Annotated in this window: 15 protein-coding genes; 5 read left to right on the top strand and 10 right to left on the bottom strand. The window is 60.3% G+C overall.

Annotation, left to right across the window (positions count from 1 at the left end; all coding sequences use genetic code 11):
* Window positions 1-109: 109 nt before the first annotated feature.
* From F8N85_RS07840 to F8N85_RS07830, 3 genes are all read right to left on the bottom strand, one after another.
* Complete coding sequence (locus F8N85_RS07840; protein WP_150803076.1) at window positions 110-1,246, bottom strand: ABC transporter substrate-binding protein; 1,137 nt, start codon at window positions 1,244-1,246, stop codon at window positions 110-112.
* A 364-nt stretch (window positions 1,247-1,610) separates the two neighbouring features.
* A complete protein-coding gene (locus F8N85_RS07835; protein WP_150803075.1) occupies window positions 1,611-2,894 on the bottom strand; it encodes an NAD(P)/FAD-dependent oxidoreductase in 1,284 nt (427 codons plus the stop codon).
* A gap of 173 nt (window positions 2,895-3,067) precedes the next feature.
* On the bottom strand, window positions 3,068-4,558 hold the full coding sequence (locus F8N85_RS07830) for an aldehyde dehydrogenase family protein (protein WP_150803074.1): 1,491 nt from the start codon (window positions 4,556-4,558) through the stop codon (window positions 3,068-3,070).
* A gap of 176 nt (window positions 4,559-4,734) precedes the next feature.
* On the opposite strand from F8N85_RS07830, the gene F8N85_RS07825 reads away from it, so the two are divergent.
* The 3 genes from F8N85_RS07825 (at window position 4,735) to nadE (ending at window position 7,925) form a co-directional block, all read left to right on the top strand.
* Entirely contained in the window at window positions 4,735-5,637 is a 903-nt protein-coding gene (locus F8N85_RS07825; protein ID WP_150803073.1) for a LysR family transcriptional regulator, read from the top strand.
* A gap of 230 nt (window positions 5,638-5,867) precedes the next feature.
* A complete protein-coding gene (pncB, locus tag F8N85_RS07820) occupies window positions 5,868-7,094 on the top strand; it encodes a nicotinate phosphoribosyltransferase (RefSeq protein ID WP_150803072.1) in 1,227 nt (408 codons plus the stop codon).
* Between the two features lie 3 nt (window positions 7,095-7,097).
* Complete coding sequence (gene nadE, locus F8N85_RS07815; RefSeq protein WP_150803071.1) at window positions 7,098-7,925, top strand: ammonia-dependent NAD(+) synthetase; 828 nt, start codon at window positions 7,098-7,100, stop codon at window positions 7,923-7,925.
* Window positions 7,926-8,129: 204 nt separating this feature from the next.
* Here nadE and azu read toward each other — a convergent pair whose 3' ends face one another.
* Window positions 8,130-8,576: an azurin gene (gene azu / locus F8N85_RS07810; protein ID WP_150803070.1), complete on the bottom strand. Its 447-nt coding sequence runs from the start codon at window positions 8,574-8,576 to the stop codon at window positions 8,130-8,132.
* 333 nt (window positions 8,577-8,909) lie between these two features.
* On the opposite strand from azu, the gene F8N85_RS07805 reads away from it, so the two are divergent.
* Both F8N85_RS07805 and F8N85_RS07800 read left to right on the top strand, forming a co-directional pair.
* Window positions 8,910-9,497 (top strand): TIGR00730 family Rossman fold protein, encoded by a 588-nt coding sequence (locus F8N85_RS07805; protein ID WP_150803069.1) that lies wholly within the window; start codon window positions 8,910-8,912, stop codon window positions 9,495-9,497.
* 67 nt (window positions 9,498-9,564) lie between these two features.
* Entirely contained in the window at window positions 9,565-9,753 is a 189-nt protein-coding gene (locus F8N85_RS07800) for a hypothetical protein (protein ID WP_150640425.1), read from the top strand.
* A gap of 308 nt (window positions 9,754-10,061) precedes the next feature.
* Here the strand turns inward: F8N85_RS07800 and F8N85_RS07795 are convergent, their stop codons facing one another.
* The 6 genes from F8N85_RS07795 to rplI form a co-directional block, all read right to left on the bottom strand.
* Window positions 10,062-10,964, bottom strand: coding sequence for a transglutaminase family protein (locus tag F8N85_RS07795; RefSeq protein ID WP_150803068.1), 903 nt, complete (start codon window positions 10,962-10,964; stop codon window positions 10,062-10,064).
* Window positions 10,964-13,450 (bottom strand): circularly permuted type 2 ATP-grasp protein, encoded by a 2,487-nt coding sequence (locus F8N85_RS07790; RefSeq protein WP_150803067.1) that lies wholly within the window; start codon window positions 13,448-13,450, stop codon window positions 10,964-10,966. The genes F8N85_RS07795 and F8N85_RS07790 overlap by 1 nt, the downstream gene beginning before the upstream one ends.
* Before the next feature lie 88 nt (window positions 13,451-13,538).
* On the bottom strand, window positions 13,539-16,814 hold the full coding sequence (locus F8N85_RS07785) for a DUF2126 domain-containing protein (RefSeq protein WP_150803066.1): 3,276 nt from the start codon (window positions 16,812-16,814) through the stop codon (window positions 13,539-13,541).
* Between the two features lie 319 nt (window positions 16,815-17,133).
* Window positions 17,134-19,437 (bottom strand): YgiQ family radical SAM protein, encoded by a 2,304-nt coding sequence (locus F8N85_RS07780; protein ID WP_150803065.1) that lies wholly within the window; start codon window positions 19,435-19,437, stop codon window positions 17,134-17,136.
* A 241-nt stretch (window positions 19,438-19,678) separates the two neighbouring features.
* On the bottom strand, window positions 19,679-21,073 hold the full coding sequence (gene dnaB / locus F8N85_RS07770; RefSeq protein WP_150640431.1) for a replicative DNA helicase: 1,395 nt from the start codon (window positions 21,071-21,073) through the stop codon (window positions 19,679-19,681).
* Window positions 21,074-21,196: 123 nt separating this feature from the next.
* Window positions 21,197-21,643 (bottom strand): 50S ribosomal protein L9, encoded by a 447-nt coding sequence (gene rplI, locus F8N85_RS07765; RefSeq protein WP_003197251.1) that lies wholly within the window; start codon window positions 21,641-21,643, stop codon window positions 21,197-21,199.
* Window positions 21,644-21,659 lie beyond the last annotated feature (16 nt).

The raw sequence follows: 21,659 nt of genomic DNA, 5'->3' as shown, positions 1-21,659 counted from the left end.
CCACCCGGCAACACACACTTGTGCAGCTCTACGAGAAAAGACAGGTACTGCACGGACACGCTTTGCGTCTGGCCGACACCGCAGGTGTCGGCCAGATCAGAGGTTCATGTCACTTCTGTTTTTCCAGCTGGTGGTATTTGCCGTCCTTGTCCCACTGGTAAACCACGTAGTCGGAAACCTTCAGGTCGCCTTTGGCGTCCCAGGTCTTCTCGCCCATCACGGTTTTGACCGCATTGGCTTTCAGCCATTTGGCCGCGTCTTCGCCCTTGTCGGATTTGGCACCGTTGAAGGCGGCGGCCAGCGTCTGGACTGAAGCGTAGGCATACAGGGTGTAGCCCTCAGGCTCGTAACCCGACTTGCGGAATTGCTCTACCACCGCCTTGCTCTCTGGCAGCATGCGCGGGTCGGCGCCGAAGGTCATGTAAACGCCGTCGACGTACTGAGGACCGCCAGCAGTGGTCACCAGCTCGTCGGTAACAATACCGTCATCGGACATGAACTTGACGTCTTTCAAACCCTGCTCGCGCAACTGGCGAACCAGAGGACCGGCTTCCGGGTGCAGGCCACCGAAGTAGACGATGTCGGCACCCGCGGCGCGGATCTTGGTCACCACGGCGCTGAAGTCTTTTTCACCACGGGTCAGGCCTTCGTACAGCACCGGCGTCACGCCGCGCTTGGTCAGCTGTGCCTTGGTGGCATCCGCCAGGCCTTGGCCATAGGTGTCCTTATCGTGCAGTACCGCGACTTTTTTGCCCTTGAGCACGTCGACGATGTAGTCGCCGGCAACGATACCTTGCTGATCGTCACGCCCGCACATACGGAACATGGCACTCAGGCCACGTTCGGTCACCGCCGGGTTGGTGGAGCCTGGGGTGATCGCGATCACGCCGGCATCGCTGTACACCTCGGAAGCCGGAATGGTCGAAGATGAGCAGAAGTGCCCGACTACGCCCGCCACCTTGTCCTGGTCAACCATGCGGTTGGCCACAGCCACGGCCTGTTTCGGCTCACAGGCATCATCGCCTTTCACCAACACGATCTTCTCGCCATTGACGCCGCCCTTGGCGTTGATTTCGTCCGCCGCTGCCTGCGCTCCTCTCATGTACTGTTCGCCGAACGATGCGTTGGCACCGGTCATTGGACCCGCTACCCCGAACTTGATGTCAGCCTGAGCAAACGCAGAAACACCCAACGCAGCTGACACTGCGAGGGCCAGAAAGCCTTTCTTGTAAAACGTCTGGGACATGAGGTGATGCTCCATGGTTCTTTTTTAGTTGGCACTGCGACTTCACTGAATGCTCAGAGCAAGTGCCGTGCCATTGGTTTTTTATTCTGAAAAAAGTCGCACTGTTATTGTTTTATCGACTGTTTTGAGCCCATTTTCATTGGGCGTGCAACCGTCTAAACCGCGGAAGGTAAAACCGTATTTTTTTAAAGGCGCAACCATCAAGTGCCATCATTGCAACCGCGACACTTAATAACGTGCAACCTGCCTGTAACAGCATGCGTCACCGAAGTGCACACTGCCGGTGCGGGACTGCTACAACCCGCACCACTACAGGCTAGTCGCTTCGCTGAAAACCGCAGCATCCTGCAACACTTTTCGACAATTAGATAACGATCCGCAGGCACTGGCCCGCGTGATACAGAGAGAAGCCCGCCTCGTACAAACAGCTGCGCAGCCCCACTCCGGCCAATGGTCGCATGGGGGCAAAGGGGATCGGCAAGGCCTGAGGATTTCCGTTACACAGGTAATCGGCGAAGGCTTTGCCAACGACGCTGCCCGTGGTCACGCCGCGACCGTTATAGCCGGTGACTGCCACTAAACCGGGCGCAGGTTCGAACAGGCGCATCAAGTGATCAGGGGTAAAGGCAATGCAACCGGTCCAGGTGGACTCCCACTCCACCGGTTTGAGGTAGGGAAAGTAATGCTGCTGGACCCGGTCGGCCCAGGACTTCAAGAACCAGGTCGGCTTCTTGTTGCCATTGCCCAGGCTGCCAAGCAACAGGCGCCCATCGGCATCCCGACGAATGCTGCTCAGTACCTGACGGGTATCCCATGAGCCCTGGCCACCGGGCAGAATCTGTTGCGCCGCCTCTTCGGTCAGCGGCTTGGAAGCGATCTGGTAGTAATAACCGGGGAAGAAGTTGCGGCGCAGTTCGGTCCACTCGCCTTCGGTGTAGGCATTGGAAGCAATCACCACTTGCTCGGCCAGCACCGAACCCTGTGCAGTCTGCACCGACCAGCACTGACCCTGACGTTCCAGTTGGGTGACCGGCGAATGGTCGAACAACTGCCCCCCCAGGCCCACAGCCGCCTTGGCCAGACCGCAGGTGTAGGCCATCGGGTTCAGGGTGCCAGCACGCCGATCAAGCAAGGCCGCGGCGATTTTTTTGGTGCCGGTGGCGGCTTCGCAGGCGGCACCGGTCAACAACTCCACCGGGGCGCCGCGACGCTTCCATTGTTCTTCTCGACTGCGCAGGTCGGCTTCGCCACGGGCGTTGTGGCCCATGTGCAAGGTACCCTCGCGACGCAACTGGCAATCGATGTGGTATTTGTCGATCAGGCTGAACACCAGTGATGGCGCGGCACCGAGCATGCGATTGAGCTGGCTGCCGACCGTTTTGCCGAAACCGGCTTCAATCTCGTCCGGGGGAATCCACATGCCGGCATTCACCAGCCCGACATTGCGCCCGGAGCCGCCGTGGCCGGTGCGATGGGCTTCGAGTACACACACCCGTTTGCCTTGCTCAAGCAAATGAATCGCCGCCGACAGCCCGGTAATGCCGGCGCCGATCACGCAGACATCCACCGTCAGTTCGCCCTGAAGTACCGCATTGTCAGGCCTTTGCGGCGTCAGTTTTTCCCATAGACATTCTTCGCGTAGCGGCATTGCCAGACTCCGAAAATGAAACCTAACCAACCCTCGTTGTGAGTGCGACCCTGGACAAAGATCGCAGCCTTCGCCACCGGACACATCCGCAAAATCGCAGCCGTGCGCAAATCCCGTAGGAGCTGCCGCAGGCTGCGATCTTTTCAGGCGCACCCGATGCCGACTGGAACCCTTCAGTCGAAGGTAATCCCCTGCGCCAACGGCAACTCCAGCGAGTAGTTGACGGTATTGGTCTGGCGACGCATGTAACCGCGCCATGCATCGGAGCCGGACTCGCGACCGCCGCCGGTTTCTTTCTCACCACCAAAGGCGCCGCCGATTTCCGCGCCGCTCGGGCCGATGTTGACGTTGGCGATGCCGCAGTCACTGCCCACCGCCGACATGAACTGCTCGGCCTCACGCACGTCCGTGGTGAAGATGCACGACGACAGGCCTTGTGGCACGGCGTTGTTCAGGCGCAGCGCGTCGGCGAAATCCGTGTAACCCACCACGTACAGAATCGGCGCGAAGGTTTCAGTGCAGACCACATCGCTCTGCTCCGGCATCTCGACGATGGCCGGCGATACGTAATAGGCGTTGGGGAATTGCTCTTCCAGCTGACGCTTGCCACCGAACACCCGGCCGCCTTCGCTCAGTGCCTGCTCCAGCGCATCCTGCATGTTCTCGAAGCTGTGTTTGTCGATCAGCGGACCGACCAGATTGCCTTCCAGCGGGTTGCCGATGCGCACTTTGGAATAAGCAGCCTTGAGGCGGGTGACGATCTCTTCCTTGACCGATTCATGAGCAATCAGCCGACGAAGACTGGTGCAACGCTGACCCGCGGTACCGACCGCGCTGAACAGAATCGCCCGTACCGCCATATCGAGGTCGGCGCTTGGGCCGAGGATCATCGCGTTGTTGCCACCCAGTTCAAGAATGCTGCGGGCGAAACGTGCGGCGATTTTCGGCGCCACTTCACGGCCCATGCGGGTGCTGCCGGTGGCGCTGATCAAGGCCACGCGCGGATCGTCGACCAGGGCCTCACCGGCATCACGACCACCGATGATCACTTGGCTGAGGTACGGCGGCGCATCGCTGAAGTTCTTCAGTACACGCTCGAACAGCGCCTGGCAGGCCAGTGCGGTCAGCGGGGTCTTCTCCGACGGCTTCCAGATCACGGCGTTGCCGCAGACCAGCGCCAGCGTAGTGTTCCAGGCCCAGACCGCGACCGGGAAGTTGAACGCACTGATCACCCCGACCACCCCCAGCGGGTGCCAGGATTCACGCATATGGTGACCTGGACGCTCGGAAGCGATGGTCAGACCGTACAGCTGACGAGACAGGCCGACCGCGAAGTCGCAGATATCGATCATCTCTTGCACTTCACCCAGGCCTTCCTGAGTAATCTTGCCGGCTTCCCACGACACCAGCTCACCGAGATCGGCCTTGTATTCGCGCAGAATATCTCCCAACTGACGCACCAGCTCGCCACGACGCGGCGCCGGAACCTTGCGCCAGAGTTCGAATGCATGCTCTGCGCGACTGACCTGCTGCTCGACTTGCGCAGCGCCTTCCCAGTTCACGGCGGCAATACGACTGCCATCAATCGGTGAATGCACTGGCTGTTTACCGTTCTGGTACAGCGCCGGGTTCACACCAAGACGATCAAGCAATGCGGCAACCATGGGTCACTCCTCAAACATGAAAAACAGAAAGTTCGTAGCCGGCAAACGCGGCTATTCAGACCTCTAGTTGTAGCCGCACTGAGACTTGTCAACAAACGACCTTTAGGCGAGATATCATTCCGTTTATTCATGCTGCGTCGGCATCGCAGCGCTGAGACAAGAACAAGGGACCACCCATGCTGAATAAACGCCACCTGCCATCGATCACCGCACTGCAGTGCTTTGAGGCGGTCACCCGTCACTTAAGTTTTACCCGCGCCGCCGAAGAGCTGAACCTGACCCAAAGCGCCGTCAGCAAACAGGTCGCGCAGCTTGAGGAGTTGTTGCAGCACTTGCTGTTCCGGCGTGTTCGCCGACGCCTGCAAATGACCCCGGCCGGTGACCTGTACCTGGTCGAGGTGCGTAAAATCCTCACCCAGGTCGAAATGTCGACCCACTACCTGCGCTCCTACGGCGGCGAAACTGAAGTGCTGCGGGTCTCGACGCCGTCGACCTTCGGTGCGCGCTGGCTGGTGCCGCGGCTCAAGGGCTGGCGTTTGCGCCATCCGCATATCCATCTGGACCTGTGCAACGAACAGGAAGCCGACGCCCTGCTGCAAGGCCGCAGCGATCTGGCATTCTACTTCGGCCAAGGCTCGCGCCCCGGCACCGAGAGCCTGAGATTGTTCGGCGAAGAACTGGTGCCTGTGTGTGCCCCCGGCAGCCTGCCGGAGACCCCCTTCACCGACCCGACGCAACTCAGCGAACTGGTGCTGCTGCAAAATGCCTCCCGTCCCCAGGCCTGGCACGACTGGTTCGACAGCCAGGGCTACCACACCGAGCACAGCTATCACGGCCCGCGTTTCGAGACCTTTTACATGTGCATCCGCGCCGCTCAGGTCGGTTGCGGCGTAGCGCTATTGCCGCGATTCCTGGTGGAAGAGGAACTGGCCGACGGCAAACTGGTGATCCCATGGCAACACGCGATGCCCAGCAGCGACGCCTATTACCTGGCCTACCCCGAGCATTCGGCGGAAGTGCCGAAGGTGCGGGATTTTGTGAAATGGATGTTGGAGCAGGTGGATAGTCCAAACACCTGACTACCGTAGCTGCCGCAGGCTGCGATCTTTTTAGGAGCGCTGCGGTGGTAAGACTTGCACCAGGAACCAGGATCAAAAGATCGCAGCCTTCGGCAGCTCCTACGGGGACATGGCTCGGTGGGAATGCAAAAAACACTGGCAAAACAGGCCGCTGATATGCGCCACTAGCCCATTCATTGAAACAGCTGAGATGTCGCGGCCCAGCGGCGACCAGCCTGGAGATTCCCGTTATGAGCGAGAGTGTGTTTGCCGATCGCATCGTGCAGAACCTGCTCGACACCGATTTCTACAAGCTGACCATGATGCAGGCGGTGCTGCACAACTATCCCAACGTTGAAGTCGAATGGGAATTCCGCTGCCGTAACAGTGAGGATTTGCGGCCGTATCTGGCCGAGATCCGCTTTCAGATCGAGCGTCTGGCCGAATTGAGCCTGAGCGCAGATCAATTGAGTTTTCTGGAACACATCAGCTTCCTGAAGCCGGATTTCCTGCGTTTTCTCGGCTTGTTCCGCTTCAATCTGCGCTACGTCCACACCGGTATCGAAAACGGCGAGCTGTTCATCCGCCTGCGCGGTCCGTGGCTGCACATCATTCTCTTCGAAGTGCCGCTGCTGGCGATCGTCAGCGAAGTGCGCAACCGCTATTGCTACCGCGAAATTGTCCTGGAGCAGGCCCGCGAGCAGCTGTACCGCAAGTTTGACTGGCTGACGGCCAACGCCAGCGCCGATGAACTGGCGCACCTGCAGGTCGCCGACTTCGGCACCCGTCGGCGCTTCTCGTACCGAGTCCAGGAAGAAGTGGTCAACGTGCTCAAGCACGATTTCCCGGGGCGATTCGTCGGCACCAGCAATGTGCATCTGTCTCGTGAACTGGACATGAAGCCGCTGGGCACCATGGCCCACGAATGGATCATGGCCCATCAGCAACTCGGCCCAAGGCTGGTCGATAGCCAGATCGCCGCGCTCGATTGCTGGGTCCGCGAGTACCGCGGCCTGCTAGGGATCGCCTTGACCGACTGCATCACCACCGATGCGTTTCTCAGCGATTTCGATCTGTACTTCGCCAAGCTGTTCGACGGTCTGCGTCACGACTCCGGCGATCCGATCCTCTGGGCCGAAAAGGCCATCGCCCACTACCACAAGCTGGGCATCGAGCCGATGAGCAAGACCCTGGTGTTCTCCGACAGCCTGACACTGCCCCGGTCGCTGGAGATATTTCGTGCACTGCGTGGTCGGATCAATGTCAGCTTTGGTATCGGTACCAACCTGACGTGCGATATTCCCGGTGTCGAGCCGATGAGCATCGTGCTTAAAATGACCGCCTGCGATGGTGAGCCCGTCGCCAAGATTTCCGATGAACCGGGCAAGACCCATTGCACCGATCCGAATTTTGTCGCCTATTTGCGCCACGTTTTCAAAGTACCTGCCGCCCTATCAGGCAAATCAAGCAAGGAGTGAATCATGCAAGCCGTACAGCGTGAGATTGCTGAACAGCTCAAGGTCCAACCGCCCTTTATCGACCAGGCCGCCCTTGAGGCGGAAATCGCCCGGCGGATCACCTTTATCCAGGACTGTCTGCTGAGCTCGGGGCTCAAAACCCTGGTGCTAGGCATCAGCGGTGGCGTCGATTCCCTGACCGCCGGCCTGCTGGCTCAACGGGCAATGAAACAACTGCGCGAGCAAACTGCGGACCCGCAGTACCGATTCATCGCAGTGCGTCTGCCCTATGAAACCCAGTTTGATGAATCCGATGCCCAGGCAGCGGTGGACTTCATCGCCCCGGACGAGCGCCATACGGTGAACATCGGCCCGGCAGTCAAGTCACTGGCCAATGAAGTGGCAGCCTTTGAAGGCAAGCACGCGGTCTGGGTGGATTTCGTCCTGGGCAACACCAAGGCGCGGATGCGTATGGTTGCGCAGTACACCATCGCCGGCGCTGCTCAGGGCTTGGTGATCGGCACTGACCACGCGGCGGAAGCGGTGATGGGCTTCTTCACCAAGTTCGGCGACGGCGCCTGCGATCTAGCGCCACTGAGCGGGCTGGTGAAGAATCAGGTCCGGGCTATCGCGCGGCATTTCGGGGCGCCGGAGTCGCTGGTGGAAAAAATCCCGACTGCCGACCTTGAAGATCTGTCTCCGGGCAAACCGGATGAAGCCTCCCACGGCGTGACCTATGCCGAGATCGATGCGTTCCTGCACGGCCAACCGGTGCGTGAAGAAGCGTTCAAGATCATCTGCGACACCTACAGGAAAACCCATCACAAGCGCGTGATGCCGTTCGCGCCGTAAGCGGCGGCGGAACAGCAAAAAGCCCACTGAGGGTTGATCCTCGGTGGGCTTTTCTTTGGCTGAAACATTTGTCGATGCTAAGGCCGCTATCGCGAGCAAGCTCGCTCCCACACTGAATCTGCGCCAGCCCACGATAGTGTGCTTGGCGCAGATCAAATGTAGGAGCGAGCTTGCTCGCGATGAACGATAACGCGGTGAGCCTGCTTACTTCAGAACAACAGTTCCTTTCATCATCGAGTTGTGGCCCGGGAACGAGCAGAAGAACTCGTAGCTTTCGCCTGCGGTCAGTTTCGAGACGTCAAAGGTCACCGAGTCTTTCTCGCCACCGCCAATGATTTTGGTGTGGGCGATGATGCGGCTGTCGCCTTCTTTCAGGTAGTTCTTGTCAATTCCCGCCGCCATGCCATCGGTGGCGACGCCGGCCATGTCTGCGCTTTTGCTCAGTACCCAGTTATGGCCCATGGCGTTTTTCGGCTGCTTGCCTGAGTGAGACAGGTTGACGGTGAAGGTCTTGCAGCTCTTGTCGATGGTGATTTCCTTGGTGCTGAAGGACATCTGATCGGTGGAATCGACATCGACTTTGCACTCGGCAGCCATCAATTGGCTGCTGGCCAATGTCAGCAGAGAAACCGCAACGAGTTTGGCAAACATGGTGAATCTCCAAGGCAGGGTTAACAAAAGGGAAGACTGCCTGAAATCGGTACAAGTTCCTATGACCTGGAGCAACAAGTTGTATACAACTTTCAGGCTATGACGCCGATCGAAATAATCAACCAGCCAGCGGTTTCATGACGCCCTATGCTCAGCTCGTCATCCTCATCTGGAGTGTCTGCCATGCACCTTAATAGCTTGTTTCGCAGTTTGCTTGCCGCCTACGCCTGCGGTGCCAGCGGCACCTATGAAAAGGCCCGGCGCGAGGTTTAATCCTTGGAGAGCTATCCATCAGCCATTACTCTGGGGACATTACTGACCACGGAGTAAGGCATGTCTTTAGCGTCTGTTTGTGTATTTTGTGGTGCCAGTACTGGCACCCATCCGGCGTACCGTGAAGCGGCGATTGCCTTGGGACAGGAACTGGCCAGGCGCAAGCTGACCCTGGTCTATGGCGGCGGTGCGGTCGGCTTGATGGGGATCGTCGCCGATGCCGCGCTGGCGGCGGGCGGTGAAGTGATCGGGATCATCCCGCAAAGCCTGAAAAGCTCGGAGATCGGCCACGAAGGCCTGACCCGCCTGGAAGTGGTCGACGGCATGCATGCGCGCAAGGCCCGCATGGCTGAGCTGAGCGACGCCTTTATCGCCCTGCCTGGCGGCTTGGGCACTCTGGAAGAACTGTTCGAAGTCTGGACCTGGGGCCAGCTCGGCTACCACGGCAAACCGCTGGGTCTGTTGGAAGTGAATGGCTTTTACCAGAAACTCACCGGTTTTCTTGATCATGTCGTCGGTGAAGGCTTCGTTCGCGACCATCACCGTGCCATGCTGCAAGTGAGCGAATCGCCGCAACTATTGCTCGATGCGCTGGATGCCTGGAAACCCTCGGTACCGCCAAAATGGGCCGGGCAAAAACCCAGCTAACCCTTGAGCCCTGTTTAAGGCAGAATACGCGCCGCTCAACCTCACCTTCGACCCCAGAGGATCGCCCATGGCTAAACCTAATTACTCGTTCGCCAAACGTCAGAGAGACTTGGCTAAAGAGCAGAAGAAAGAGGAAAAGCTTCAACGCAAGAAAGCTACAGCTGAAGAAGAAGCCGCCGCACTGAACCCGGATGCAGAGGGTGAAGTGGTTGCCGATGATGTTGAAGCACCGAAAGATCAGGCGCCTGACGCCTGAGACCCTCCGGGCCGGATGATCTGATCAGGCCCATCGGATCTGTGTCCAGGGTCAGCAGTTACGCTGCTGACCCTCACAGCGCCACACTCCAATTGCACAAATCCCCGAAGCAGAAAACCACCCAGCATTGATTGGTCGCGAACCTTGTGGCGAGGGGGCTTGCCCCCGTTCGGCTGCGCAGCAGCCGCAAAGCCGGTGAATTCGCTGTGCCTGATAAAATGCGATTGCAGGTTTTAGGACCGCTTCGCGCCCCAGCGGGGCGGTGCGGCGTTCCGACAAGCCCCCTCGCCACAGGGGAGTGCATTCACTCATAAATCGTGTTCTTCCAACGGCATCACCGTTACCCGCACTTCGGGATCATGACTCCCTCCCCCGAGAATCACCCCACGCAACGGCGAAACATCGGAAAAATCCCGACCCCAGGCCAGAGTGATGTGCTCCAGCGCCGGCTGCACGTTGTTGGTCGGGTCGAAGTCGACCCAGCCCAGCACCGGACAAAACACTGAAACCCAAGCGTGAGATGCGTCAGCCCCGATCAACCGCGGCTGGCCCGGCGGTGGCTGGGTCAACAGGTAGCCGCTGACATAACGCGCCGCCAGCCCACGGGAGCGCAGGCAGGCGAGCATCAGATGGGCAAAGTCCTGACAGACTCCACGTCGACGCTCCAGCACTTCCACCAGTGGCGTGGCGACCTGGGTCGCCTCGGCATCGAAGGTGAACTCCCTGAAGATTTTTTCCATCAATGCCTGAACCCCCAGCATCAACGGCCTGCCAGGGGGGAAGCAGCTTTCGGAAAACTCGACGAAGCTGCTCTTCAAATGCACGTAAGGCGATTCGAAGCGATAGCGACAGGCTTCCAGCAACGCCGAGGCAACCGGCTGGCCGCTGTAAGTCAGCGCACTGCGGGTCAGGTCCCAAGCCAGCGAGTGGTTGAAGTCCAGCGCGGGCCTGGCCAGCACCTCGACCCTGAGCCGGGCATTGACCCGCAGCTCATCGTGAGGCCGTTCGAAGGCCAGGCGAGTCAGCGGGTTACCGAATACATCCAGCTCATCGCGGCGCGAAGTCGGCTCCGGGCTGATCAGCAGTTGCTGTTCAGTGCAGCGCTGCCAGGCACAAGACCGTGGCCACAGGTGCGCAAGCTGCTGGGCCAGCGACACCGGGCTGTCGTAGTGATAGTGGGTGTCGTGGAGAATCTGGTAATGGGCGCTCATCAGACGGACACCGTTTGTTGGCTGACATCATCGACGTGAGCGAAATGCCGCAGTGCCAGCCGATCGGACACTTGCCCGCTGGCTTCGGCGACTTCCTGCAACAGGTCCGCCAGGCCATCAAGGGCGGCGCGCACACTGGCCTCGCCAAACAGCGGATTCTCCAGGCATCGAAGATCGAAGCACGCCAGGCGATCTACCAACCTGGGCATCCCGACTTCGTGGGGTATGCCAAAATCATCGTTCAAGCGCTTGAGGGTACGGGTCACCAGTTTCAACTGGAACAGCACTGCGTGGGGGTTCTGCTCATCGAGCAGCAACAGGTCGAGCACTGGAATCAGCTGCGCCACCGCCAGATAGCGCGAGCGGTAGGTGATGCTGCTGTTACCCAGTTCCAGCAACCATTCCAATCCGGCCTGATCGAACGCCGCCGCACCGCGCAGGAACGCCGCCAGGCTGCTGCTGAGAAACTGCAGCCGCTCGAGTCGCCGACCGATCATCAAGAAGCGCCAACCTTCGTCACGGGTCATGTCGTCCAGGGCAAACCCGGACAACGCCGCCAGCGACATGACCAAGCGGTTGAGAAAATCCAGCAGCTCACCAAAGTCCGGCTGTTCGGATTCCAGCTCCAGGGCTTCGCGTTGCAGCTCCACCAACGCCTGCCAGTTCTCCCGCGAGAGTTTGCCGCGCACCTGGGAGGCCGCCCACTGCAAGCGCTGCAGGTTGGAGCGCAGGCTGAATGGCCAGTCGTCACCGAGCAACGCCGCCAGCAGCCGATCAGGCAAGTCGCCCTCTTCCGGCAGCAGCATCAGGCTCTCACCGAGATCGACCGCGGCCTGCAGCGCCTGCGGGTCATCTCCGTCGACATACTGTGCCAGCATGATCCGCAGTAGCCGGGCGCTGTCGTCGCAGCGCTCGCAATAACGGCCGAACCAGAACAGGTTTTCCACCACCCGTGAAGGCAGGTACGGATCGCGCCGTACCAGGTCCTGCACGCCAATGGTCCGCTGGGCCTTCCATTGCTCGCCACTCGGCGCGCGCTCACCCAGCACCCAGGTGTCCTTGCTCGCGCCGCCGCGCTGCATCGATACCACCTCGGCGTCAGCCTCGGCCGCGACCCGGGTCAAGCCACCGGGCAGCACCCGATAGCCTTGGGCACTGGCCGCCGCAAAGACCCGCATGCCGATCGCTCGCGGCTGCAACTGGCCATCTTCGGCCTGCCAGATCGGCGCCTGGGACAACTGCGCCAACTCCTGCGCGACGTAGGCATAGGGCCTGGCCTGCATGCGCTCGGCCAGGGCCTGACGTTGTTGGTCATTCAGGTCGCGACCGAACACCGGGGCAAAACTTTGTGAGGGGAAGGCCGGCTTGATCAGTAGCTCCGGCAGCTTCTCCAGCGCCTGGGCCAACACCGGCGCTTCACCGCACCACCAGGTGGCGATGGACGGCAGGAGCAGCTCTTCACCAAACAGGAATTGATTGATCCGTGGCAGAAACCCCAGCAACCCCGGCGACTCCAGCACGCCGCTGCCCAGGGCATTGGCCACCAGCACCCGGCCCTGACGGACAGCTTCGAGCAGACCCGGCACACCCAGCGCCGAGTCGGTGCGCAGTTCCAGCGGGTCGCAGAAATCATCGTCGAGCCGACGCATGATGGCGTGTACCCGACGCAGACCGCTCAGGGTCTTCAGGTAGACCGTGGCGTCGCGCACGGTCAGATCACCGCCTTCGACCAACGGATAGCCGAGTTGACGCGCCAGATACAGATGCTCGAAGTAACTCTCGTTGAAACGCCCTGGCGTCAGCAGCACCACCAACGGCGCCTCATCATCGCTCGGCGCCTGGCGGGCCAGGGTTTCCTGCAGGGTGCGGAAGAACCCGGCCAGGTGCTGCACTTTCAGATCGCGGTACAGCTCGGGAAAGGCGCGCGAAACGATGGTGCGGTTTTCCAGCGCATACCCGGCACCGGACGGTGCCTGAGTCCGGTCAGCGGTTACCCACCAGCGCCCATCGGGGGTGCGCGCCAGGTCGACGGCGTACAGATGCAGGAAGGTGCCGTCAGGCGGCGCAATGCCCTGACAGGGCCAGAGGAAGTTGTTGTGACCGAACACCAGTTCGGCCGGCAACAACCCTTCAGCGATCAAGCGCTGTGGGCCGTACAGATCCGCCAATAGCGCATTGAGCAAGCGTGCGCGCTGGGCAATGCCGGCGGCCAGCTGCGGCCACTCATCGGCGGCAATGACATGGGGCAGCACATCCAGCTCCCATGGACGATCGGCACCCTTGGGGTCGGCGTAGACGTTGTAGGTCACGCCGTTTTCCTGAATCTGCCGGGTCAGCAGCGCCTGACGCTGAACCAGTTGCGCCGCAGTGCTGCGTTGCAATTGCTCGAACAACCGACGCCAATGCGGGCGTACCACGCCGCTGTCGTCGAGCAATTCGTGATAAGTGCCCGCTGTCAGCGGGTAGCGGTCAAGCAGATCAGGCATGGAGAGCTCGGCAGACTGCAAGGAAAAGGCAGATTAGCGCAGACGGATGACGCCCGGATATGCGAAAAATCCGAGCGTCGTGTCTGATTTAGAAACGTCGCAAATCGAGGGTCATCGGCAGCTCGTCGTTGATCGTCAAGGTCGGCACCGGCAAAGCCCCGGGACTGTGACCGAGGCGGAAGAAACGCGCCATGCGCCGGCTCTCGGCTTCGTTGGCGTTCACTGGCAAGCTGTCATAGTTGCGCCCACCCGGATGGGCGACATGGTACTGACAACCACCCAGCGAGCGCTGCATCCAGGTATCGAGCAGGTCGAACACCAATGGCGCATGCACCGGGATGGTCGGTTGCAGGCAGTTGGCCGGTTGCCAGGCGCGAAACCGCACGCCAGCGACAAACTCACCGACTCGCCCGGTCGGTTGCAGCGGCACCGGGATGCCATTGCAGGTCAGCACATAGCGTTGCGGTGGCAGGCCGGTCAGTTTGACTTGCAAGCGCTCCAGAGAAGAGTCGACATAGCGCACCGTGCCTCCGGCCGTGCCCTCTTCACCCAGGACATGCCAGGGTTCGAGGGCCTGACGCAGTTCCAGTTCGATGCCACTGACGGCGTAATCTCCAACCTTCGGAAAGCGGAACTCCAGATGCGCGGCGAACCATTCAGCGCGCACGGCATAGCCTGCGGCGTTCAGGTCGACGATCACGTCGGCAAAGTCCTGTTCGATAAAGTGCGGCAGCAGGAAGCGGTCATGCAGTTCGGTGCCCCAACGCGCCAGCTTGGCCGGCGCATAGGGCTCACGCCAGAACCGTGCCACCAGCGCTCGCAACAGCAGTTGCTGGGTCAGGCTCATGCGCGCATGGGGCGGCATTTCGAACGCGCGAAGTTCCAGCAGCCCAAGGCGACCGGTCGCGCCATCCGGTGAATACAGTTTGTCGATGCAGAACTCGGCGCGGTGAGTGTTGCCAGTGACGTCGATCAGCAGGTTGCGCAGCAGCCGGTCCACCAGCCATGGAGGGCATTCTTCGCCAGGCGCGGGCATCTGCGCGAAGGCGATCTCCAGCTCATACAAGGCGTCGTTGCGCGCTTCGTCCACCCGCGGCGCCTGGGAGGTCGGCCCGATGAACAATCCGCAGAACAGGTAAGACAGCGATGGGTGGTTGTGCCAGTAGCTGATCAGGCTGCGCAACAAGTCCGGGCGACGCAGAAACGGCGAGTCGGCCGGTGTTGCACCACCCAATACGAAATGGTTTCCGCCACCGGTGCCGGTGTGGCGGCCGTCGATCATGAATTTCTCGGTGGTCAGGCGCGTCTGCCGCGCCTCCTCGTAGAGAAATTCGGTGCGCTCCACCAGTTCGTCCCAGCTGGCGGACGGCTGCACATTGACCTCGATCACACCCGGGTCCGGAGTGATACGGAAATTGCTCAGGCGCGGATCGCTCGGCGGCTCATAGCCTTCCAGCAATACCGGGCAATGCAGCTCCTCGGCAGTGGCTTCGATGGCAGCGACCAGTTCCAGGTAATCCTCGACCCGCTCCAGCGGCGGCATGAACAGGTACAACCGCCCTTCTCGTGCTTCGGCGCAGAACGCCGTGCGGGTCAGCCAGTCGGCGGATTCGTCGATCTTCGGTACGCGCTCCTCAGCAACGGCAGCGGTGCCTTGGCTCTGAAGTTGTGCGGTGTCGGGCAGTGCAGGGAAATCCTGATTCGGGTCCACAGGATGAATGAATGGGTACTGCGCCGCTTTCACCCAAGGCTGCGAACCGAGCGGCAAGCGATAACCCAGCGGCGAATCCCCCGGCACCAGTCGGCAGTGCTCGTCGCGCAGGTACCAGCGGCCGCTCTGCCATTGATCGCCCTTGGCGGTGCGCGCCAGCGGCAGAACCTGACCAATAACCTTGTCCAGGCCCTGGCTGAAGACTTTGCGCAGGCGTGCACGCTCCAGCGGTTCTTCAAGACGTGAATCTTCGGCACTGACGTTTTGCGGCAAAGCGCCTTCGCGCCAGAGGTAATAGAAATTGTCTTCGTAGGCTGGGAACACAAACCGTGTCGGAATTTTCAGGCGTTCGGCGACACTCGCCAGAAAACGCCCAGCCAGCTCACCATTGGCACCGTAGTCTTGCTGCTCATCAGCAATCAGCGCGCTGTTGTGCCAGATCGGCACACCGTCTCGGCGCCAGTAGCCGTTCAGCGACCAGCGCGGCAATGGTTCGCCGGGGTACCACTTGCCCTGACCGAAATGCACCAAACCTTTGGGGGCGTAGTGCGTGCGCATGCGCTGGAACAGCTCGGCGGACAGCCGGCGTTTGTCCGGTCCGAGCGCTGCGGTGTTCCACTCGGCGCCGTCCGGGTCGTCGATGGAGACGAAGGTTGGCTCGCCGCCCATGGTCAGGCGCACGTCGCCTTCCAGCAGGTCGGCATCAATTTGCCAACCCAGTGCCTGAATCGCCAGCCACTGGTCTTCGGTGTAGGGCTTTGTGACTCGCGGCGCTTCCCAAATCCGCTCCACGGACATTTCGTGGGTGAGTTCGCACTCGCACGGCTCTACCAAGCCACTGATCGGTGCCGCAGAGGACGGATCGGGACTGCACGCCAACGGAATGTGTCCTTCACCGGCAAACAGCCCTGAAGTCGCATCCAGGCCGATCCAGCCAGCACCTGGCAAATAGACCTCGCACCAGGCGTGCAGGTCGGTGAAGTCCACTTCAGTGCCCGAGGGGCCGTCGAGGCTTTTGACGTCGGCGGTCAGCTGGATCAGGTAGCCGGATACAAAACGAGCAGCCAGCCCAAGGTTGCGCAGCAGTTGCACCAGCAACCACGCGGAGTCACGGCAGGAGCCGGAGGCATGTTCGAGGGTGTGTTCGGGCGTCTGCACGCCCGGTTCCATGCGAATCAGGTAACCAATGTCTTCACTCAGGCGCTGATTGAGTGCGACGAGGAAATCTACGCTGGGCAACGGTGTGCGGTCGATGCCCTCCAGATAGGCCTTGAATTTCGGCGTCAGGGGCAAGGTTTCCAGGTACGGCGCCAGCTCCTTGCGCTCATCCGCGGCGTAGACGAAAGGGATCTTTTCCGCGTAGGGCTCAAGGAAGAAGTCGAAGGGATTGAAGACCGCCATCTCGGCCAGCAGATCGACTTCGATCCGCAGCTCATCGGTTTTCTCCGGGAACACCAAACGCGCCAGGTAGTTGCCCTGGGGGTCCTGCTGCCAGTTGATGAAATGCTGCTCGGGTAAAACCTTCAGCGCATAGGAAAGAATCCGGGTGCGACTGTGGGCCGCCGGACGCAGGCGGACGATCTGCGGACCGAGTTCGACCGCACGGTCGTAGCGGTAATGCGTGACATGGTGCAATGCGACATGAATCGACACGGCGTGCCTCCTGCGAGCCTGGGCGTTTCGAAAGCGGCGCAAGACTTATGCCATTCAGGCAAGTCAGGCGCTTTCTTCGGTTGCTTGAGGCAGCACAGCACCAAAATCGGGCGATGCAGGATTTTGCTTGGGAAGAGTTGCACGCAAATGTGGCGAGCCCCTGAAAAGATCGTCCGAACACGGCCCGAACCTTCGGCAGCTCCTACACCGGAATACGCGTTTCCTTGTAGGAGCTGCCGCAGGCTGCGATCTTTTGATCTTAGGCAAAAACGCAAAACGCCAACCCGAAGGCTGGCGTTCTGTTCAGAACAGGTGGCGCTTAACGCGGAACCACCGGCTTGCGATCAGGCTTCTTGCCTTTGCCCTTGGCCGCGTCCATACGCTCCTTGGCTGCCTGCTTGTTACGAGCGAAGGCTGCCGCTTTTGCTTGCTCACGCTTGTCCCACGGGTTGCCGCCATCACTGGCACGCGGTGGCAGGCCGGTGTGCTGGGTCAGGATTTTGGTGGTCTTTTCCTGGGCCACTTTATGACTGCCGGCTGGCGTCGAGTTTTTGCGACGGGCGCTCTGGTAGCTGTCGGTCGCCGGCTGATGCAGCGGAATCAACTGGTTCTTGCCCGGCCCGATCAGGTCGGCGCGGCCCATGCGGGTCAATGCTTCACGCAGCATCGGCCAGCCTTTCGGGTCGTGGTAGCGCAAGAAGGCCTTGTGCAGACGACGCTGCTCCTCGCTCTTGACGATGGTCACCGCATCGCTCTTGTAGGTGACCTTGCGCAGCGGGTTCTTGCCCGAGTGGTACATGGCGGTGGCGGTGGCCATCGGCGACGGGTAGAACGCCTGCACCTGGTCGGCACGGAAACCGTTGCCCTTGAGCCACAGAGCCAGGTTCATCATGTCTTCGTCGGTGGTGCCGGGGTGAGCGGCGATGAAGTACGGAATCAGGTACTGCTCTTTGCCGGCTTCCTTGGTGTACTTCTCGAACATCCGCTTGAACTTGTCATAGCTGCCGATGCCCGGCTTCATCATCTGATTGAGCGGACCTTCCTCGGTGTGTTCCGGGGCGATCTTCAGATAACCACCAACGTGATGGGTCACCAACTCTTTGACGTACTCCGGCGACTCGACCGCGAGGTCATAGCGCAGGCCGGAGGCAATCAGGATCTTCTTCACACCCGGGAGCGCACGGGCACTGCGATAGAGCTGGATCAGCGACGAGTGGTCGGTGTTCAGGTTCGGGCAGATGCCGGGGAACACGCACGAAGGCTTGCGGCATGCGGATTCGATTTCCGGGGTCTTGCAGGCGATGCGGTACATGTTCGCCGTCGGGCCGCCGAGGTCGGAAATAACGCCGGTAAAGCCTGGGACCTTGTCACGAATCTCTTCGATTTCGCGAATGATCGATTCTTCGGAGCGGTTCTGGATGATCCGCCCTTCGTGCTCGGTGATCGAGCAGAAGGTACAGCCACCGAAGCAGCCGCGCATGATGTTCACCGAGAAACGGATCATGTCGTAGGCCGGAATCTTCTCCTTGCCGTACGCCGGGTGCGGGACACGCGCATAGGGCATGCCGAACACGTAGTCCATTTCTTCGGTGGTCATCGGAATCGGAGGCGGAGTAAACCAGACATCCACGTCGCCATGCTTCTGAACCAATGCGCGGGCGTTGCCCGGGTTGGTTTCCAAGTGCAGCACGCGGTTGGCGTGAGCATAGAGCACCGAGTCGGCGCGAACCTTTTCTACCGATGGCAGACGGATCACGGTTTTGTCGCGGGTCATCCGCGGGCTCGCCAGGATCTGCACGACCTTGGCTTCTTCCGGATCTTCGACCGGCCCCTTCTCCTGCTCGATGGCGCAGGCCTGGGTGTCTTGCGTGTTGACGTACGGGTTGATGATCTTGTCGATCTTGCCCGGACGGTCGATGCGCGTGGAGTCGATCTCGTACCAGTCTTTGGGCGTGTCACGACGAATGAACGCGGTGCCGCGAACATCGGTAATGTCTTCGATCTTGTGACCGTAGGACAGACGCTGGGCGACTTCGACGATCGCGCGCTCGGCGTTGCCGTAGAGCAGGATGTCGGCGCAGGCGTCGATCAGGATCGAGTTGCGAACCCGGTCCTGCCAGTAATCGTAGTGGGCAATACGGCGCAGCGAAGCCTCGATGCCACCGAGTACGATCGGCACGTTCTTGTAGGCTTCCTTGCAGCGCTGGCTGTAGACCAGGCTTGCGCGATCCGGACGCTTGCCAGCCATGCCACCGGGGGTGTAGGCGTCATCGGAACGGATTTTCTTGTCGGCGGTGTAGCGGTTGATCATCGAGTCCATGTTGCCGGCCGCAACACCGAAGAACAGGTTCGGCTCGCCAAGCTTCATGAAGTCGTCTTTGGACTGCCAGTTCGGCTGCGCAATGATGCCGACACGAAAGCCCTGGGCCTCCAGCAGACGGCCGATGATCGCCATGCCGAACGACGGATGGTCGACGTAGGCATCACCGGTGACGATGATGATGTCGCAGGAATCCCAGCCAAGCTGATCCATCTCCTCCCTGCTCATCGGCAGGAATGGCGCTGGCCCGAAACATTCGGCCCAGTACTTGGGATAGTCAAATAACGGCTTGGCTGCTTGCATGTCGATGACCGGTGTTGGTGTAAAAGGATGGAAAATCGCGGTCGCGGAATATAGCACAAATTTTGACCAATTCCGACGGCTATGGTCGGAAATAGGTGGCGACTGCTGTGGCGAGGGGGCTTGCCCCCGTTCGACTGCGAAGCAGTCGCAAAACGGTTACTTGAGTACACCTGGATGGACGCATCAGCTGCTTTCAGGGCCGCTGCGCGCCCCAGCGGGGGCAAGCCCCCTCGCCACAGGCTTATTCGTCGTCGAAATTGTAACTGCCCGGCGCCAGGTTTTCGAAGCGAGTGTACTTACCGATAAACGCCAGGCGAGTGGTGCCGATCGGGCCGTTCCGCTGCTTGCCGATGATGATCTCGGCAATGCCTTTGTGCTCGGTTTCCGGGTGATACACCTCGTCCCGGTACACGAACATGATGACGTCGGCATCCTGCTCGATCGCTCCGGATTCCCGCAAGTCGGAGTTGATCGGGCGCTTGTTCGGGCGTTGCTCCAGGGATCGGTTGAGCTGCGAAAGTGCAACCACCGGGCAGTTGAATTCCTTGGCCAGGGCTTTCAACGAGCGGGAAATCTCGGAAATTTCGTTGGTCCGGTTATCGCCGCCGGAGCCTGGAATCTGCATCAATTGCAGGTAGTCGATCATGATCAGGCCCACCTCGCCATGCTCGCGCACCAGTCGACGAGTCCGCGCACGCATCTCCGACGGGCTGATGCCGGCGGTGTCATCGATGAACAGCTTGCGATCGTTGAGCAGGTTGACCGCCGAGGTCAGGCGTGGCCAGTCATCGTCTTCAAGGCGACCGGCCCGGACCTTGGTCTGGTCAATCCGCCCCAGGGACGACAGCATACGCATGATCAGCGATTCGCCTGGCATCTCCAGCGAGTAGACCAATACGGCCTTCTCGCTGCGCAATACGGCGTTCTCCACCAGGTTCATGGCGAAAGTAGTCTTACCCATGGACGGACGGCCGGCGACGATGATCAAGTCCGATGGCTGCAGGCCGCTGGTCATCCCGTCGAGGTCGGTGTAACCGGTGGACAGGCCAGTGATGGCGTTGTCGGTGTTGAACAGCGTGTCGATACGGTCGATGGCCTTGGTCAACAGGTCGTTGACGCTGACCGGACCACCGGTTTTCGGCCGTGCTTCGGCGATCTGGAAGATCTGCCGTTCGGCTTCATCGAGGATCTCGGCGGCGGAGCGACCTTCCGGATTGAAGGCGCTGTCGGCGATTTCGGTGCTGATGCCAATCAGTTGGCGCAACGTCGCTCGCTCGCGAACAATCTGCGCATAAGCCTTGATGTTGGCGACCGACGGGGTGTTTTTCGCCAGTTCGCCCAGGTAACCGAGGCCGCCGACTTGCGAGGTCTGACCTTCCTTGTCCAACTGCTCGGCAAGGGTCACGACGTCGATCGGCGAGTTCTGATCGGCCAGCTTGGCGATCGCGCGGAAGATCAGGCGGTGGTCATGTCGATAGAAATCTCCGTCCGAGACTTGATCGAGCACTCGCTCCCAGGCGTTGTTGTCCAGCATCAGACCACCGAGCACGGCCTGTTCGGCCTCGATGGAGTGCGGCGGCACCTTCAGGGCAGCGGTTTGCAGATCGTATTGCTCAGGAGCGGAGATATCGTTCATGGCCACTTGGAATTAGGGTCTAAAAAAACAGGATCAGCAGAAAGACAAAGGGCACGACCTGTAAACAGGATCGTGCCCGATGTTACCGGCAAGCACCCAAGGGTGCCAGCCGACAAGTGCTGCTTAAGCTGCTACCACGACAACGCGTACGGTGGCTTCAACTTCGGCGTGCAGGTGCACGGCTACGTCGAATTCGCCTACGTTGCGGATAGTGCCGTTCGGCAGACGAACTTCGCTTTTTGCAACTTCAACGCCAGAGGCGGTCAGTGCATCAGCGATGTCGTGGGTGCCGATCGAACCGAACAGCTTGCCTTCGTCACCGGCGGTGGCAGTGATAGTCACTTCCAGCTCAGCCAGTTGGGCAGCGCGGCTTTCAGCCGAAGTTTTACGGTCTGCTGCAGCTTTTTCCAGCTCAGCGCGACGCTCTTCGAACGCAGCCAGGTTGGCAGCGGTCGCAGCGGTAGCTTTGCCGTAAGGCAGCAGGTAGTTACGACCGTAACCAGCCTTAACGTTCACTTTGTCACCCAGGTTGCCCAGGTTGGTGACTTTTTCCAGAAGGATCAGTTGCATGTGAAAATCCTCTTAA

The organism is Pseudomonas fluorescens (assembly GCF_902497875.1).
In the GTDB taxonomy this organism is placed as follows: domain Bacteria; phylum Pseudomonadota; class Gammaproteobacteria; order Pseudomonadales; family Pseudomonadaceae; genus Aquipseudomonas; species Aquipseudomonas fluorescens_BR.
This window is presented reverse-complemented; position numbering and strand designations above follow the sequence as displayed.

What these genes read in the sequence shown, in the direction of transcription:
- F8N85_RS07805 (WP_150803069.1), top strand. Translation starts at nt 8,910, where the DNA reads ATGTCTTTAGCGTCTGTTTGTGTATTTTGTGGTGCCAGTACTGGCACC.
- F8N85_RS07835 (WP_150803075.1), bottom strand. Translation starts at nt 2,894, where the DNA reads ATGCCGCTACGCGAAGAATGTCTATGGGAAAAACTGACGCCGCAAAGG.
- pncB (WP_150803072.1), top strand. Translation starts at nt 5,868, where the DNA reads ATGAGCGAGAGTGTGTTTGCCGATCGCATCGTGCAGAACCTGCTCGAC.
- F8N85_RS07795 (WP_150803068.1), bottom strand. Translation starts at nt 10,964, where the DNA reads ATGAGCGCCCATTACCAGATTCTCCACGACACCCACTATCACTACGAC.
- F8N85_RS07840 (WP_150803076.1), bottom strand. Translation starts at nt 1,246, where the DNA reads ATGTCCCAGACGTTTTACAAGAAAGGCTTTCTGGCCCTCGCAGTGTCA.
- rplI (WP_003197251.1), bottom strand. Translation starts at nt 21,643, where the DNA reads ATGCAACTGATCCTTCTGGAAAAAGTCACCAACCTGGGCAACCTGGGT.
- dnaB (WP_150640431.1), bottom strand. Translation starts at nt 21,073, where the DNA reads ATGAACGATATCTCCGCTCCTGAGCAATACGATCTGCAAACCGCTGCC.
- F8N85_RS07780 (WP_150803065.1), bottom strand. Translation starts at nt 19,437, where the DNA reads ATGCAAGCAGCCAAGCCGTTATTTGACTATCCCAAGTACTGGGCCGAA.
- azu (WP_150803070.1), bottom strand. Translation starts at nt 8,576, where the DNA reads ATGTTTGCCAAACTCGTTGCGGTTTCTCTGCTGACATTGGCCAGCAGC.
- F8N85_RS07790 (WP_150803067.1), bottom strand. Translation starts at nt 13,450, where the DNA reads ATGCCTGATCTGCTTGACCGCTACCCGCTGACAGCGGGCACTTATCAC.
- F8N85_RS07825 (WP_150803073.1), top strand. Translation starts at nt 4,735, where the DNA reads ATGCTGAATAAACGCCACCTGCCATCGATCACCGCACTGCAGTGCTTT.
- nadE (WP_150803071.1), top strand. Translation starts at nt 7,098, where the DNA reads ATGCAAGCCGTACAGCGTGAGATTGCTGAACAGCTCAAGGTCCAACCG.
- F8N85_RS07800 (WP_150640425.1), top strand. Translation starts at nt 9,565, where the DNA reads ATGGCTAAACCTAATTACTCGTTCGCCAAACGTCAGAGAGACTTGGCT.
- F8N85_RS07830 (WP_150803074.1), bottom strand. Translation starts at nt 4,558, where the DNA reads ATGGTTGCCGCATTGCTTGATCGTCTTGGTGTGAACCCGGCGCTGTAC.